The organism is Achromobacter sp. 01N37 (genome assembly GCF_056399725.1).
Genome location: NZ_JBFTRX010000007.1, coordinates 229,893 through 245,128, shown reverse-complemented (window position 1 = coordinate 245,128; position 15,236 = coordinate 229,893). Strand labels below are relative to the sequence as shown.

Sequence of the window (15,236 nt, the reverse complement as noted above, 5' to 3'; positions counted from 1 at the left end):
GGCCGGGGCCGGGGCCGCGAGCCGGGGCCGGGGCCGGGGCCGGGGCCGGGGCCGAGGGCCGGGGGCCGGGGGCCGGGGGGGCCGAAAATCGTCGTCGTTCGTCCCCTATTTCACCAACGTCAGGACAGGCGCCCCCTGCTTCTTGATCAGGACAACCAGAAACTTGGCGGGCTGCGTCTGACTGGCGTTGCGGCCCACGGTGTGAACGTCGTGCGGGCCTTCGTAGAATGTCTGGCCCGGGGTCAGCGTCACTTCCTTGCCGCCCTTGACCTGCATCACGATGCTGCCCTCAAGCACATAGACGAAGCTATAGGCGTCGTGGCGGTGGATCGGGTCGGCCGCGCCGGGCGGGTAGTCGACGACGATCATCAGCGCATCCTTGCCCGGAATGTCCGGCAAGTCCTTGCTCATCAGCTCAGTGACGATGGCGTCGGCCGGTGCGGCACCGGACGCGGCGTGGGCAAACGGGCTTAACAGCACGCCTGCGGCGAGAAAGGGCAACGCTAACTTCGTGATCTTTGACATGGCCAGTCCTTGGCAACGAGGAGGGACCCCCATCGTAGGAATACCGGCCACGCGGCGGTAGGTCCGCGCAGGGGATCACCATGTTGCCGCGCAGGCACCAACGCCCGCGCACAATGCCGGTATCAGCCTTGCGAAAGCCCAGAATGCCGGTATCAGCCTTGCGAAAGCGCCGCCGACATGCGCGCGAGCTTGTCCGGATTGCGCTGCACCAAGACTCGCGTCAGACGCTCACCATCGGTTTCGAAGGCCATCACCGATTCAAGGTGACCTTCAATGAAACGCAACAGGGTCCATTGGCCATTTACCTGAACGACTTCGGCGCGCAGGCCGTCGCGGAAGCGGCGCTTGCCAGCGTAGAACAGCTGCGCCAGGCGTTTTCCGCCCACCAGACTGGCAAAGCTGGATACCTTGCCGCCGCCGTCGCCAATCAGTTCGGCGTCGTCGCTCAATAGCGCATGCAGGCCATGGAAATCGCTGCGCTGCATCGCGTCGGCAAATGCGTGCAGCAGGCGTTGCAATGTCGCGCGCGGCACGGCCTGACGAGGAGCGCCCTGGCTCAACTGCTGCTTGGCCCGCCGCACGAGTTGACGCACGGCAGGCTGCGTCTTGTCCAGCGTCTGCGCGATGTCTTCATAGTCGGCGTCAAAGACTTCCCGCATCAGGAAAGCCGCGCGGGCGTCCGGCGACAAGCGCTCCAGCATGTACAGAAAAGCCACCGACACGTCGTCGGCTTGCTCATGGATCTGTTCGGGCGTGGCTGGCGCGGCCATCAGCATCGGCTCGGGCAGCCAGACCCCCACGTAATTCTCCCGCTCGGCCTTGGCCGCACGCAGGCGGTCGACGGACAAGCGAGTGGTGACGGTGACCAGCCACGCTTCGGCGTTCCGAACCGCCGAACGGTCTGTGCCATCCCAGCGCAACCAGGCTTCCTGCACAACGTCTTCCGCCTCGGCAACAGCACCAAGCATGCGGTAGGCGATCGCGTACAGGCGAGGACGGTGACGCTCGAAGAGGAGCACGGAGTCGGTCATGGAGGGGGGCAACGCCACGCAAGGCGGCACAGGAAGAAAAGTATTTTGCCGTAGCAGTGTGGCGGCGACAAGGACGATGCGCCGGCGCCGCGCCGCTGCGTATCCCTGCGTATTGGTGCGCGCTGCACAACAGCGTGCTTCCCGCTGAGGATCTACCGCGTGGCGGGGGGCAGACCTAGGATGCCCACTCCAGTACGGCCCTCAATCAGGAGAACTCGCTATGCTTTCCACAGACCACACGTTGCATTCCAGCCCCCTCAAGCCCATCGACATGGTCCCCTCCCGCTACGCGGTGCAGGTGGGTGATATCGACGCGCTGGTGGTCAGCGATGGCGTGCTGCCGTTGCCCACCGCCACGATGGCCACCAATGCCGACCCGGCCGACCTGGCCGATTGGCTGAGCCACATGTTCATGCCGCCCGACGCGTTCGACTGGCCCCTGAACGTGATGGTGGCCCGTAGCGCGGGTCAGACGATCCTTATCGACGCAGGGCTCGGCGGGCAGTTCCCGGGCTTTCCGCGCGCCGGCCAATTCCCCCAGCGCCTGGCGTCCGCCGGCATCGCCCTGGAGTCCGTGACGGACGTGATCATCACCCACATGCACATGGACCACGTAGGCGGGTTGCTGGTCGCCGGCGTGAAAGAACGCTTGCGTCCGGACGTGCGCATCCACGTGTCGGCAACCGAAGTCGCGTTCTGGACGTCGCCCGATTTCACGCACACCGTCATGCCCAAGCCGGTGCCCGACGTGCTCCGTTCCACCGCCACGGCCTTCTACAACGAATACCGCGACCGGCTGTGCATCTTCGAAGACACGCATGAAGTCGCGCCCGGTGTGATCGTGCGCCTGACAGGCGGCCATACCCCGGGGCACAGCGTGGTCGACCTGGTGTCAGGCGGCGAGCGCCTGACCTTTGCCGGCGACGCCATGTTCCCGGTGGGGTTTGACCACCCCGACTGGCACAACGGCTTCGAGCATGACCCCGAAGAGGCAGCGCGCGTCCGCATCGGCCTCTTTCAAGAGTTGGCCGAAAACGGCGGGCTGCTGGTCGCTGCCCATTTGCCGTTCCCGTCCGTCGGCCGGGTCGCCGTCAATGGCGACGCCTTCCGCTGGGTTCCGGTCATTTGGGACTACTGACCCGAGCCACCTGACACCGGGCGCGGGGCTTCACGGCTGCCGATTTCCATGACGGGACGCGGCCGCTCACCGGCTGGCTCCAGAACGGCCTCCAGCGCCGCGCGCGTGGTTGAAGCCGCCTCCCGTTGCAACAAGGGCGCATCCTGCAGCGCCGACAGCGGCACGCTGTGATCTGCCAACGCCGCAGGCACGGTCTCCGTTTGGTAAGGAATGGTCGAATTTGAGCCGAGCGCGGTTACGTGGTGGCGACGATTTCCTAGGAGTTGATCGTCTTTACTGCCGGTTTTTTCGGAAGATCCCCTGATCACTCAGTGATTCAATGCGAGCTTTCCCGATGGGGGATAAAGCGCCCGCTTTCCCACCATGCAGCCCAACACCAGAAGCGCGGCATACACCAGCAGCGTCACACCGACCGCCACGTTGGATTCCGCAATACGCGTCGGAGGGCCCCAGGGCATCGCTAGATCGGCCAAAATGCCCATGCCGATTCCCAGCACCTGCGCCAGCCAGAAGGCCAGCGTGCCGTGGGCCAGCGCACGCCCTTGGCGCGCGTCGCCTATCGGGCGCGGCAGGATTTTCAGGCAGACGCGCGTGCACAGCACCAGGATGAGGGCGGGCAGAACCAGGTAGCCCAGCACGTGTGCCAGCCAGCCCATCTTGGGTGACTGCATTTGCAGGTAACAGCCCACGCCGACGACTACGCTCAATTGCCAGCCCAGCATCATGAGTCCCGCGTTCCAGGCGGCATGGCGCTGTTCATAGACCGGACCACCGGCAGGACCCGCAGGCTGCACTGTCCACGTAGCAATGCGCAAGGCGAGATACGCGCCAAGAATTTCCAGCGTAATGGTCAGGGCGCTGATGATCAGCGCCACGGCAATGAAATGGCCCGTCTGGCCCGCCTGGATCGCCGCGCCGGCGTGCTCCAGGACGTACCGTATCAGCGCTTTGTGCAAGTAAATCGTGGCGACCGACACGATTAGGGAGAAGATCAATAGCAGGGCGATGAACGTGCCGAAGAGCTTGCGGGGTTGGTCCACGGCCTGCGTGTTGTGTTGACGCAGCCAGCGGTGCATGGCGCCCCACACCGTCAAGCCGACGAAGACGGTCCACGTTGCAATGGTGGCCAGCAGCGGCATCAGGTATTTCGGCTGGCTGTAGACCTCGCGTAATTGCGCAGACTGGGGTAACGCGATCAGCTGGTAGCTTTGCGCCAGCGCCGCGTAGATCACGCACAGGATCACGGCGGTCAATGCCATGCGCCAGGCAAGCGAGGGGGAGGAGCGAGCGTGGTTGATCATCAGCGTAGAGCGAAGCGTATCGGGTATCGAATACAAGCCGGTGGCAGAGGCGTTGCAAGCCCTTCATGCCAAGCCACTGCGGCGACGAGTATTCAGGATGACTGGACCATCGTTGAAGAGCCAGCGAACTATACGCTTTCGTTGCAAATTCCACCCTTAACGCGGCGCCCGCACCCTGCTCCCATTCGCCGGATACCGCACGCCCCGATCAGCTCGCGACAATGGGCGGGCCAACCTTTTCCGGAGGGCGGGCGGCAGGACATGGGCAGGCGCACAAGGCAACACGGAAGAAGGCCGGCATTTTCAATCATGAATCTCATTACTACAAACACACTTTCAGCAACGTCATGGCCAAGTTCGTGCAGAATGCCGGCCAACCCCTGCTCCGAGCCCCGCTTGTGACTTCCGCTACGCGCTCCCTTCGAACCCGCCTGCTGCGTGCCCTGGCCGCCGTGATCGTGCTGATCTTGCTGGCCGCCATCGCCTTGGCCGCAACCGGCCTGCTTACCCGCGCCCGGCCCGCCGACGTGGCCATCGTGCTGGGCAACACCGTGCTGCCCAGCGGCAAGCCCTCGCCGCGCTTGGCCGCGCGCCTTGAGCGGGCGTATGACTGCTTTGCCGCCAAGCAATGCCGCATCCTGTTTGTCAGCGGCGGCGTGGACCCGGCCGGCGCCGACGAAGCCGCTGTGATGCGCGACTATTTGCTGGCGCGCGGCGTGCCGGCCGACCGCATCGTGACCGACAGCGCGGGTGTGGACTCCTGGTCTACCGCCCGCCATGCCAGCGCCTACATGCGGGAACATGGCTATGTCAGCGCGCTGGCCGTCACACAGTACTTCCATGTGCCGCGCACGCTGCTGGCGTTGCGCCGGCACGGCGTTGCGGACGTCAGCGGCGGCTATCCCAGATTTTTTGAATGGCGCGACCTGTATTCCACGTTTCGCGAGCTGCCCGCCGTAGCGTGGTACGGCTTGCGGCCGCTATAGTGACGCCCGTCACCCGTCATTGCCTGCGCCTTCATTGCCTGCCCCTTCATTGCCTGCCCCTTCATTGCCTGCCCCCTTATTGCCTGCCCCCTTATTGCCCGCCCCCCTATTGCCCGCCCCATCAAGGACCCGACGCCGTGCAGATCTTCCATAACCCCGTCCACGACAAACATGCAGGCCGCCAGGAAATGTTCCGCGGCAAACTCGTGCCTTGCCACGAAACGCCGGCGCGTCTGGAGTACGTGCTGGACGCGTTGCGTCAGCGCGGCATCGGCGAGCTGCGCGCGCCGTCGGCCCCGGACATGGATGTGATCAAGCGCGTGCACACCCCGCGCTATGTAGATTTTCTGGCCAGCGCCTGGCAAGACTGGGTGGCGCTGGACCCGGCGAACGCAGACATCGACATCCTGCCATCCGTCTGGCCCGTGCGCGGCTTCCGCCACGATATCGAACCCACCAATTTCGCCGCCCGCGTTGGCCTGTTTTCGTTTGATAGCGGCTGTCCGTTGACGGCCGGCACGTGGGAAGCCGCAACTGCCGGCGCAGCCTGCGCGATTGATGCGGCGCGCGCCGTCACCACCGCAGGCGGCCCGCGCGCAGCCATGGCGTTGACGCGACCGCCCGGTCACCATGCGGGCGCCGATTTCTTCGGCGGCTACTGCTTCCTGAACAACGGCGCGCTGGCCGCGCAAGCGTTGCGCGATGCGGGCGCTGCGCGCGTGGCGATTCTTGATGTCGACTATCACCACGGCAACGGCACGCAAAGCATCTTCTACGAACGCGGCGACGTGTTGACGGTGTCGATCCATGGCGACCCCACCACCGAATATCCCTTCTTCCTGGGCTACGCCGACGAGCACGGCGAAGGCGCGGGCTTGGGTGCGAACCTGAACCTGCCGCTGCCCGCCGGCACCGATTTCGCAACGTGGACGCAAGCGCTGCAACAAGGCTTGGCCGCCATCCAGGCCTTCAAGGCCGACGCCGTCGTCATCGCGCTGGGCGTGGACACCTATGAAGGCGACCCGATCTCGAAGTTCAAGCTGAAAAGCGTGGACTATCTTGAAGTGGGCCGCGCGCTGGCCAGCCTGGGCTTGCCCACGGTATTCACGATGGAAGGCGGCTATGCCGTGGCTGACGTGGGCATCAATGTGGCGAACGTGCTGGAAGGCTACGGCGGCTGACGCGGCCAACGCTACGGCTACGCGTCACAGGCATCCGCCAACGGCCGTCGACCCATGGCGGGTAACGCTTAATCCCGCGTTTCCAGCACTTTGTTGATGCGCAGCGCAATCAATGTGCAGGCGGTGCCGGACAGCAGGTAGATGCTGACGGCCACCAGCCCGAAGCGTGCCGACAAGCCCAGCGCCACCACCGGCGCGAAGGCCGCGCCGACGAGCCAGGCCATGTCAGACGTCAACGCCGCGCCCGTGTAGCGGAAGCGCCGCGTGAAGTTGGCGGTGACGGTGCCGGAGGCTTGTCCGTACGACAAGCCCAGCAGCGTGAAGCCCACCAGGATGAAGGCGTCTTGCCCCACCGGCCCGCCGCCCAACAGCCACGGCGTGAACAGCGCGAAGATGCCGATCAGCACGGCCAGCAAGCCCAGCGTGGTGCGCCGGCCAATGCGGTCAGCCAGCCAGCCCGAGGCAACCGTGCCCAAGATGCCCAGTATTGCGCCGAAGATCTGCACGATGAGCACATCGGTGATTTGCTGCGTGGCGCTGATGGCAATCCACGACAACGGAAACACCGTGACCAGGTGGAACAGCGCATAGCTCGCCAGTGCGGCGAACGCGCCGATGAACAGGTTGTAGCCTTGTGAGCGCACCATCTCGGCAATGCTGATGGGTTCGAGTTCGCCCTCTTCGAGCAGCTGCGTGTATTCCTCGGTGACGACCAGGCGCAGCCGCGCGAACAGCGCCACCACGTTGATGGCGAAGGCGACGAAGAACGGATAGCGCCAGCCCCATTCCAGGAAGTCGGCCTGCGTCAGCGTGACGTGCAAGTACAGGAACAAGGCGCTGGCCACCAGGAAACCGACCGGCGCGCCCAACTGCCCCATCATCGAATACCAGCCGCGCCGGTTGGGCGGCGCATTCAATGCCAGCAACGACGGCAGGCCGTCCCACGACCCGCCAAACGCCAAGCCCTGCAAACAACGGAAAACTGCCAACAATGTAATGGCGTGCGCGCCGATGGATTCGTAGCTGGGCAGAAACGCCATGCCCACCGTCGCCGTGCCAAGCACGAACAACGCAACCGTCAGCTTTGTGGCGCGGCCCCAACGCCGCTGAATCGCCATCGACAACGCCGTGCCGATGGGCCGCATGATGAACGCAAAAGAGAAGATGACGAAGGCCCAGAGCGTGCCTTCCAGCGGGGCTTCGAAGGGGAAGAACACCTTCGGAAAAACCAGCACGCAAGCGATGCCGAATACGAAAAAGTCGAAGTATTCGGAGGCTCGTCCGACGACCACACCGACGGCGATTTCACCGGGGGCCACCTTGGCATGACTCGCGCCTCCGGCCGTCGCCCCCGGGCCGGGAACGGAGGGGGTATGACCGGGGTACCGCGTGGTGGTCGACATGGGTTTGCTCACTGTAGGAGGTCCGAAATACGCCACTGCCTTGCAGACTTTTGTTCTTTTTACCCTAGATTTTTCGCGGCTTCCAGCGTAGTGTTGCGTTTACCTCCCACGGTTACGTTTCGAGGTATGGCCATGTTGTCCATCACCAGGTTCCGCGGATTGATCCTGATTGCCGCTCTGCCATTGCTGGCAGGATGCAATGCGGTGCTGCTGTCGCCATCGGGCGATGTGGCGCTTCAGCAGCGGAATCTGATCATCATTTCAACCGGCTTGATGTTGTTGATCATCGTGCCGGTGATCTTCCTGACCTTTCTGTTTGCGTGGCGCTATCGGGCCAGCAACAAAGAGGCTCACTACGATCCGGAATGGAACCACTCCACGATGCTGGAGCTTCTGATCTGGGCCGCCCCGCTGCTGATCATCATCGCCTTGGGCGCGCTGACCTGGGTCAGCACCCATCAGCTTGATCCCTACCGCCCGCTTGCCCGCTTATCTGAAGGCCGCGAGGTGCCTCCCGGCACCAAGCCGCTGGTGGTGGAAGTGGTGGCGCTGGATTGGAAATGGCTGTTCCTGTACCCCGAGCAAGGGGTGGCCACCGTGAACGAATTGGCCGCGCCTGTCGACCGCCCCATCCAGTTCAAGATCACGTCTTCGACCGTGATGAATTCTTTCTTCGTTCCCGCGTTGGCTGGCCAGATCTACGCCATGCCCGGCATGCAGACCACACTGCACGCGGTGATCAACCACCCCGGTGAATACGAAGGCCTGTCCGCCAACTACAGCGGCTCGGGCTTCTCGGGCATGCGCTTCAAGTTCCACGGCCTGGATCAGCAAGGCTTTGACAAGTGGGTGGCCGACGCCCGCGCGTCCAGCGCCACGCTCAGCCGCGACGTCTATCTGAAGCTTGAACAGCCCAGCGAACGCAACCCGGTCCAGCGCTACGCGTCCGTTGCGCCCGGCCTGTTCGACGCCATCGTGAACCGCTGCGTCGAAGGCAACCGCATGTGCATGAAAGACGCGATGGCCATCGATTCGCAAGGCGGCATGGGCATCCCGGGCGCACTCAACATCACCACGCTCGACCCGGAAACGCGCGAGCGTCTGGGCCTGACCGGTACGCCGCCGCGCAAGTACGTCGGCGCCATGTGTACCTCTACCGAGGGTCTGGTGTTGTAGCGCCGCGCGTCGGCCGTCCGCAAGGGATGACGCAGGGGCAACATGAAATTGTGGTCTTTACGCTGGAATCGAGATGCCTGATCAACCAGACCTCATCAAGCTGTTCTTTGGCCGCCTGACCTGGGACGCCATCCCCTTTCACGAACCGATCCTGCTCGCCACCTTCTTCATGGTGGCAGTCGGCGGCATCGTGGTGCTGGGCTCCATCACTTACTACAAGAAGTGGGGCTATCTGTGGCACGAATGGTTCACCAGCATCGACCACAAGAAGATCGGGATCATGTATGTGATTCTGGGCATCGTGATGCTGCTGCGCGGCTTTGCCGACGCCATCATGATGCGCTTGCAGCAAGCGGTGGCCTTTGGGGATTCAACGGGCTATTTGCCGCCGCACCATTACGACCAGATCTTCACCGCGCACGGCGTGATCATGATTTTCTTCGTGGCCATGCCGCTGGTCACGGGCTTGATGAACTACATCGTGCCGCTACAGATCGGCGCGCGCGACGTGGCGTTTCCCTTCCTGAACAACTTCAGTTTCTGGATGACGACGGGTGGCGTCGTGCTGGTGATGATGTCGCTCTTCGTGGGCGAATTCGCGCGCACCGGCTGGCTGGCGTATCCACCGTTATCAGGGATCATGCAAAGCCCGGATGTGGGGGTGGATTACTACATATGGGCCTTGCAGATAGCGGGGGTGGGAACCCTGCTATCCGGCGTGAATCTGCTGGTCACCATTGTGAAGATGCGCGCGCCCGGCATGACGATGATGCGCATGCCCATCTTCACGTGGACGGCGCTGTGCACCAACGTGCTGATCGTGGCGGCCTTCCCTGTGCTGACCGCGGTGCTGGCGCTGTTGTCGATGGACCGCTACGTAGGCACCAACTTCTTCACCGCGGACTTCGGCGGCAACGCCATGATGTACGTGAACCTGATCTGGATCTGGGGCCACCCCGAGGTCTACATCCTGATCCTGCCCGCCTTCGGCATCTTTTCCGAAGTGGTGTCCACGTTCTGCCGCAAGCGCCTGTTCGGCTACGCGTCGATGGTGTACGCCACGGTTGTGATCACGGTGCTGTCGTATCTGGTCTGGCTGCATCACTTCTTCACCATGGGGTCCGGCGCCAGTGTGAACTCGTTCTTCGGGATCACAACAATGATCATCTCGATTCCGACCGGGGCGAAGATCTTCAACTGGCTGTTCACCATGTACCGCGGCCGCATCCGCTTTGAAGTGCCGATGCTGTGGACGCTGGGCTTCATGGTCACCTTCGTGATCGGCGGCATGACSGGYGTGCTGMTGGCRGTGCCGSCSGCTGACTTYGYGCTGCACAACAGCCTGTTCCTGATTGCSCACTTTCACAACGTGATCATCGGCGGCGTGCTGTTCGGGCTGATGGCCGGCATTACCTACTGGTTCCCCAAGGCCTTCGGCTACAAGCTTGATCCCTTCTGGGGCAAGTGCKCGTTCTGGTKCTGGMTSRTSGGCTTCTACSTGGCCTTCATGCCGCTGTACGYGCTGGGCCTGATGGGCGTCACGCGCCGCGTGAATCACTTCGAAGACATGTCGCTGCAAATCTGGTTCCAGATTGCGGCGTTTGGCGCCTTGCTGATTGCCTGCGGCATCGCCAGCTTCATCATCCAGCTGGTGGTCAGCTACCGCCGCCGCGACCAGCTGCGCGACGACTCGGGCGACCCCTGGGATGGCCGCACGCTGGAATGGTCGACGTCGTCACCCCCGCCCAACTACAACTTTGCCTTCACGCCACGCGTGCATGACCTGGACGCCTGGTGGCAGATGAAGCAGCACGGCTACGAGCGGCCGCAGCAAGGCTTCATTCCCATCCACATGCCGAAGAACACCTGGGCCGGCATCGTGCTGGCGGGGATCAGTGTGGTGATGGGGTTTGCGCTGATCTGGCACATGTGGCCGCTGGCCGTGCTGTCGTTCGCGGCGCTGATCCTGGTGTCCATCATCCATACCTTCAACTACAAGCGCGACTACTACGTGCCGGCCAATGAGGTCGTAAGCGTAGAAGACGCCCGCACGAGGTTGTTAGCGAAACATGTCTGATACCTTGGCCCCCACCCTGCCCGGCGGCACCGCGCCGCCCCCGGAGCCCGTGTTCTACGTCGCGGGCGAACACCATCCCCAGAACGGCACCCTGCTCGGGTTCTGGGTCTACCTGATGAGCGACTGCCTCATCTTCGCGTGCTTGTTCGCCACCTACGGCGTGCTGGGCCGCAGCTATGCGGCGGGGCCGTCCGGCGCCGACCTGTTCGACCTGCCGCTGGTGGCGGTGAACACGTCGCTGCTGCTGCTGTCATCCATCACGTATGGCTTCGCCATGCTGGAGATGCGGCGCAACCGTATCGGCGCGACCCAGCTGTGGCTGGCGGTGACCGGCATTCTGGGCCTGGGCTTTCTGTCGCTGGAACTGTATGAATTTGCGCACCTGATCCACCAGGGTGCCGGCCCGCAACGCAGCGCTTTCCTGTCGTCGTTCTTCACGCTGGTTGGCACGCACGGCCTGCACGTCACCTTCGGCATCGTCTGGCTGGTGACGATGATGATCCAGGTGCAGATGCACGGCCTGATCCCTGAAAACCGCCGCCGCCTGATGTGCCTGTCSATGTTCTGGCACTTCCTGGACSTGRTCTGGRTSGGCGTRTTCACCTTCGTSTAYCTGATGGGAGTGCTGCCATGAGCTCGCACATGGATAACCTGGCGGATCATGGCCATGGCGGCCATGGCCACGGCCACGACGACCATGACGACGGCGCCGGCCACGGCACCCTGAAAAGCTACATCACCGGCTTCGTGCTGGCGGCCATTCTGACGGCCATTCCGTTCTGGCTGGTGATGGACCGCATCTTCGCCAATTCGCGTACGACGGCGTTGGTGATCCTGGCGTTTGCCGTGGTGCAGATCGTGGTCCACATCGTCTACTTCCTGCACATGGACGCCAAGTCCGAAAGCGGCTGGAATATGTTGGCGTTAATATTCACGCTGGTGCTGGTCGTAATCACGCTCAGCGGGTCAATCTGGATCATGTATCACTTGAACTCCAATATGATGCCCATGTCCACACACGACATGCGGAAAATGCCCTGATGGCTGCAGTAAAAAACACTCAACAACACCCCGGCGACACCCCCCGTAGTCCGCGCAGCAAAACCACCCTGGTCATTCTGGGGGTGGTTGCTGTTGCGCTGTTCGCGGGCCTGTGCGCCCTGGGCACCTGGCAGGTGCACCGTCTGGCCTGGAAGCGTGACCTGATCGCGCAAGTGAACCAGCGGGCGCATGCGCCCACCACGCCGGCCCCGGGCAAGCGCGACTGGCGCGCGCTGAGCTTCAACAACGCCGAATACCGCCATGTGTCGGCCACGGGCAAGTACCTGTACGACCAGCAGACGCTGGTGCAGGCCGCCACCGAACTGGGCAGCGGCTACTGGGTCATGACGCCGCTGCAATTGCCCGAGGGCGGCACGGTGCTGGTCAATCGCGGCTTCGTGCTGCCGGAATGGCGCAAGAGCCAGGCCAATACCGCGCAACCGCCCGCCGAAGGCAGCGTGACCGGGCTGCTTCGCATGGGAGAACCGGGCAGCGGCTTTTTGCGCAACAACGATCCCGCGTCAAACCTTTGGTATTCGCGCGACCTGCCGGCCATTGCCACCGCGCGCGGGCTGACGGACGTGGCGCCGTACTTCATCGACGCCGACGCCGCGTCCAGCCCCAGCCGGGACCCGGCCCGCGACCCCGTCGGCGGCCTGACGGTGCTGACCTTCCCGAACAACCACCTGGTCTATGCCATCACCTGGTACGCGCTGGCGCTGATGATCATCGTCGGCGTGGTGATTTTCGTGCGCGAAGAAAAGCGCGCACGGGGCAAAGCCTAAACAGGCCAGTGAATGCTGCCGGGCTCGGGGCACGTCCACGAGCCTTGCAGCCGTTCACGGATTTGCGCCAGGCTTTGCTCAACCAGCAACTGGCCGTCGCGAAACACCGGCACGAGCGCGCCGCCTGCTGCCGCATCCGCCGTCTGCTGATCGTGCAGCACGTAGCCCGTGGCGGTTTCTTCTACGCGCAACAAGCCCTTGGCCGAACGCTTGACGCCGGAATCCGTCACCGGGTCTTTCACCAGCTCCTGCGGTTCGCCGTTGACTTCCGCGTAGGTGGCCTTCAAGGCCCAGCCGAAGGTGTCGCGCGTCAGGTATTGGTAGGTGTAGGAACCAATGCCCAGCACCACGTTGCCCGATGCAAAGCCCTTCTTTTCCAGCCGGACCAGAATGTCGCGGCCGCGCGTCAACGTGATGGAGTCGCCGTAGATCAGGCCAACGTGCGGGTCCAGCAGCTTGTAGCCGCGGTCGGTGACGACGCCGCCGAAAATATCCCACAGGCATTGCACGGCGCCCTTCACTTCTGGCTCGCGCAGAGTTTGGCTGGCACGGCCGTTGTCATCCAGCAGCCAGTACGTGCCGGTTGCTGCATCACGCACCGCTTCGAAACCCTCGCGGCGGGCGGCGGCCAGGGCGGCGCTGTCTTCCACGCGGGACACATCGGTGCAGAAATAGCCGGTCAGAATCTTCACGGGGTCGCCGGAGTCGGGGCGGAACACCACCTTGGCGTTGCCGAATGCATCCGGCTGACGCGCCAGGATTTCGCCCTTCAATGCTGACGCGAAATCGGTCACCACTTGCCAGAAGTCCCAGGTGTCCGACACCACCGACACGATGCCCGCCGGGTACACCTGCGTGACCAGACGGCGGATCGTTTCGATTTCACCTTCCTTGCTGCCCAGGCACATCACCGAGTGTTCCGTCGCCGGGACGGAACCGCCGATCAATTCGCGGTCGGAATCGGCGCCGTAGATGTCTTCCAGATAATCGATGGCGGGAATGGTGTCGGTGCCGGTGAACGACAGCAAGTGACCCGCGCCGCTCTTGCGGGCGTCATACAGGCCCGACATGCCGCGCATGGAAAAGTCGTGGCCCTGCCAGTTCACGAAGTCCATCGGGCTGCCCGTCAGGCGCGCGAAGTAGGTCAGCAGCTTGCGGTACTCGAAGGCGATGGTCGCCACCGTCGACGGCTTCCACGATTCGCAGCTGAACAGGGTTTCGATGTACGTCACCAGCCACGCGAAGTCGGGGTGCGTGTTGATGAAGGTGACGGGCGGCACGCGGATATCCACACGTGCGCCTTCCGGCACCGAACGGATTTCCAGCGGCAGATACCCCAGCTCATACAAGGCCTGCAAGTGGTCCACGGTGACCGCGCCCTTGCCCAACGCGTTATCCACACGGCGCTGATATTGGCGCACGGCGGCGCCTGCCGGCTTGCCGAAGAATTCGCGGTCGAAGAGATCGATCAGGATTTCCTTGATAAAGCCTTGCAGGCCAAACCAGACGATCTTGTCGTCGAACAGTTCAGGCAGCACCGGGGCCAGGCGAGCCGAGCGCGGCGTGAAGTTGGCCAGGATCTTGTTGGTCCCCTTGGGGTACTGGAACGGGTGGCCCGTCTTGTAGAAATCGGCTTGCAGGAAGGGATTGATGCCGTTCTTGACGGTAAGGCTATCGGGGGCATTCATGGTGCAGGTTCCTTCTTGGCTTTCAGTTTTCAATATTGACGAGCATCGGCGCATTCGCGCCTGTCGCATCCGTCCAGTCATAGGCAGTGAAGATGCCGGCGTAGCGGGCGTTCAGTTCGGCCAGCCCCTTGCTGAAGATGCCGTGCGTGACATACAGGTAGAGCGGCTGGCGGGTCTTGTCGCCCAAGGCGGCGGCCAGTTCCAGGAACGTGCGGCCGCCGTCGCAGATGTCGTCAACCACCAGCACGGGCTGATCGGGGATATCGTCCGGCACGCGCGTTTCAGTGATGCGTCCGGTTTGCGTATCGCGCACCTTTTCGGCGTAGCGCACGTCCGCCACGCCCAGCGTCTTGGCCAGAGCCTGCACGCGCTTGCGGGCGCCTGCGTCAGGCGCCATCAGGGTCACGCCCTGGGCAAAGGCGGGTGCGGCCAGCGCGTTCTTCAGGAACGCGGCGGCGTCCACCACGCGCAGACGTTGCAGCAGCGCCGGCGTCACGTCGCTGTGCGGTTCCACGACCGTCACGGTGGCGTACTGCTGGTCATTGATCAGCTTGCAGAACACGGCAGCGCCAAGCGCCTCGCCGGGATTGCAGACGCGGTCTTGGCGCGCGTACGGCACGTAAGGCATGTCCAGGTGCACCGGCACGCCCGGGTTCAGGCGGCGCAGCGCGTCGGTCAGCATCAGCAATTGCATGACATCGTCGGCCGACTTCAGCAACGCGTGGATGCGGAAGGCGCTGGCGGCATCGGCTTGGGCCTGCAAGTTGGCCGGCACCGTAACCTGGCTTTCGCCCCCGGGAAATACAAACGCGGCCGGCGTGCCGGTGATGCGTTGCCCTTCTACTACCGCAGTGATGGTGAACATGATCAGCCCTTAGTGGCATTTCAAAACTAAGTGAAGCGA

14 protein-coding genes are annotated in these 15,236 nt (G+C 63.5%); 8 read left to right on the top strand and 6 right to left on the bottom strand.

What is annotated here, in order from left to right; all coding sequences use genetic code 11:
• Positions 1-105 precede the first annotated feature (105 nt).
• Together AC1DSJ_RS17965 and AC1DSJ_RS17960 are read right to left on the bottom strand one after the other, a co-directional pair.
• Entirely contained in the window at positions 106-525 is a 420-nt protein-coding gene (locus tag AC1DSJ_RS17965; protein WP_441371922.1) for a cupin domain-containing protein, read from the bottom strand.
• Positions 526-677: 152 nt separating this feature from the next.
• Positions 678-1,556, bottom strand: a complete 879-nt coding sequence (locus tag AC1DSJ_RS17960; RefSeq protein WP_054422752.1) for an RNA polymerase sigma-70 factor — start codon at positions 1,554-1,556, stop codon at positions 678-680.
• Positions 1,557-1,776: 220 nt separating this feature from the next.
• On the opposite strand from AC1DSJ_RS17960, the gene AC1DSJ_RS17955 reads away from it, so the two are divergent.
• A complete protein-coding gene (locus AC1DSJ_RS17955; protein WP_441371921.1) occupies positions 1,777-2,694 on the top strand; it encodes an MBL fold metallo-hydrolase in 918 nt (305 codons plus the stop codon).
• 308 nt (positions 2,695-3,002) lie between these two features.
• Here the strand turns inward: AC1DSJ_RS17955 and AC1DSJ_RS17950 are convergent, their stop codons facing one another.
• The gene (locus AC1DSJ_RS17950; protein WP_441371920.1) at positions 3,003-3,953 is read right to left on the bottom strand and encodes a hypothetical protein; all 951 of its coding nucleotides are present in this window, start codon (positions 3,951-3,953) and stop codon (positions 3,003-3,005) included.
• Between the two features lie 440 nt (positions 3,954-4,393).
• Here AC1DSJ_RS17950 and AC1DSJ_RS17945 point away from each other — a divergent pair, with 440 nt between their 5' ends.
• Positions 4,394-4,981 carry a YdcF family protein gene (locus tag AC1DSJ_RS17945; RefSeq protein WP_441371919.1) on the top strand — a complete coding sequence of 196 codons (588 nt, stop codon included), beginning with the start codon at positions 4,394-4,396 and terminating at the stop codon, positions 4,979-4,981.
• A 137-nt stretch (positions 4,982-5,118) separates the two neighbouring features.
• A complete protein-coding gene (locus AC1DSJ_RS17940; RefSeq protein ID WP_441371918.1) occupies positions 5,119-6,162 on the top strand; it encodes a histone deacetylase family protein in 1,044 nt (347 codons plus the stop codon).
• A gap of 68 nt (positions 6,163-6,230) precedes the next feature.
• On the opposite strand, the gene AC1DSJ_RS17935 is transcribed toward AC1DSJ_RS17940, so the two are convergent.
• The gene (locus AC1DSJ_RS17935; protein ID WP_054422757.1) at positions 6,231-7,565 is read right to left on the bottom strand and encodes an MFS transporter; all 1,335 of its coding nucleotides are present in this window, start codon (positions 7,563-7,565) and stop codon (positions 6,231-6,233) included.
• A gap of 132 nt (positions 7,566-7,697) precedes the next feature.
• On the opposite strand from AC1DSJ_RS17935, the gene cyoA reads away from it, so the two are divergent.
• The 5 genes from cyoA (at position 7,698) to AC1DSJ_RS17910 (ending at position 12,644) form a co-directional block, all read left to right on the top strand.
• Positions 7,698-8,741: a ubiquinol oxidase subunit II gene (cyoA, locus tag AC1DSJ_RS17930; RefSeq protein ID WP_054423320.1), complete on the top strand. Its 1,044-nt coding sequence runs from the start codon at positions 7,698-7,700 to the stop codon at positions 8,739-8,741.
• Positions 8,742-8,814: 73 nt separating this feature from the next.
• Complete coding sequence (gene cyoB, locus AC1DSJ_RS17925; protein ID WP_476760348.1) at positions 8,815-10,818, top strand: cytochrome o ubiquinol oxidase subunit I; 2,004 nt, start codon at positions 8,815-8,817, stop codon at positions 10,816-10,818.
• Entirely contained in the window at positions 10,811-11,452 is a 642-nt protein-coding gene (gene cyoC, locus AC1DSJ_RS17920) for a cytochrome o ubiquinol oxidase subunit III (RefSeq protein ID WP_476760347.1), read from the top strand. Before cyoB ends, cyoC begins: the two co-directional genes overlap by 8 nt.
• Positions 11,449-11,859, top strand: coding sequence for a cytochrome o ubiquinol oxidase subunit IV (gene cyoD / locus AC1DSJ_RS17915; RefSeq protein ID WP_441371917.1), 411 nt, complete (start codon positions 11,449-11,451; stop codon positions 11,857-11,859). Before cyoC ends, cyoD begins: the two co-directional genes overlap by 4 nt.
• Positions 11,859-12,644, top strand: a complete 786-nt coding sequence (locus AC1DSJ_RS17910) for an SURF1 family protein (RefSeq protein WP_342067892.1) — start codon at positions 11,859-11,861, stop codon at positions 12,642-12,644. The genes cyoD and AC1DSJ_RS17910 overlap by 1 nt, the downstream gene beginning before the upstream one ends.
• Here the strand turns inward: AC1DSJ_RS17910 and AC1DSJ_RS17905 are convergent.
• The gene (locus AC1DSJ_RS17905; protein WP_175170141.1) at positions 12,641-14,332 is read right to left on the bottom strand and encodes a nicotinate phosphoribosyltransferase; all 1,692 of its coding nucleotides are present in this window, start codon (positions 14,330-14,332) and stop codon (positions 12,641-12,643) included. The genes AC1DSJ_RS17910 and AC1DSJ_RS17905 overlap by 4 nt on opposite strands.
• 22 nt (positions 14,333-14,354) lie before the next feature.
• Positions 14,355-15,197: a ribose-phosphate diphosphokinase gene (gene prs / locus AC1DSJ_RS17900; protein ID WP_441371916.1), complete on the bottom strand. Its 843-nt coding sequence runs from the start codon at positions 15,195-15,197 to the stop codon at positions 14,355-14,357.
• Positions 15,198-15,236: the final 39 nt, after the last annotated feature.